Origin of the sequence: Gluconacetobacter entanii (genome assembly GCF_013155425.1) — a bacterium.
GTDB lineage: Bacteria > Pseudomonadota > Alphaproteobacteria > Acetobacterales > Acetobacteraceae > Novacetimonas > Novacetimonas entanii.
In genome coordinates, this window is the sequence record NZ_JABJWD010000146.1 from 1 (window position 1) to 556 (window position 556).

At 69.4% G+C, this 556-nt stretch carries 1 protein-coding gene; it reads right to left on the reverse strand.

What is annotated here, in order from left to right:
- Nucleotides 1-17: 17 nt before the first annotated feature.
- Nucleotides 18-556, reverse strand: a 539-nt coding sequence (gene hisH / locus HNH97_RS17085; protein WP_171791685.1) for an imidazole glycerol phosphate synthase subunit HisH, incomplete at its 5' end; no start/stop codon positions are given.

The following is a 556-nucleotide window of genomic DNA, read 5'->3' on the forward strand; positions in this document are numbered from 1 at the left end:
GTGTTCATGCTGGCCCCTTATGCCGCGTCCATGGCGGGGGTGGGGGACCAGCGCAGGAAATTCGCCAGGATGCGCAGGCCGACCTTCTGGCTTTTCTCCACATGGAACTGCGTGCCCGCGCGGTTGCCGCGCGCGACGATGGCAGGCACCGCCCCGCCATAATCCGTCGTCGCCACCAGCGTCGCCGGGTCATGGCCGCTCAGCGCATAGGAATGGACGAAATAGCCATGGGCATCGGGCGACAGCCCTTCCGTCAGGGGATGCGCGCCCGGCGTGAAGTCCAACTGGTTCCAGCCCATCTGCGGCAGGCGCAGGCCGGGCGCGGACATCAGGGTGATGTCACCCGCGATCCAGCCAAAGCCCGGCGTAACCCCATGTTCGCGCCCGCGCATCGCCATAAGCTGCATGCCCACACAGATGCCAAGGAACGGCGTGCCCGCGTCGGTCGCGGCGATGATGGCGTCACGCAGGCCCGGTTGCGCCGCAAGCCCCGCCGCGCAGTCCGCGAACGCCCCCTGCCCGGGCAGGACGATCCGGTCCGCCGCCAGCACGGCCT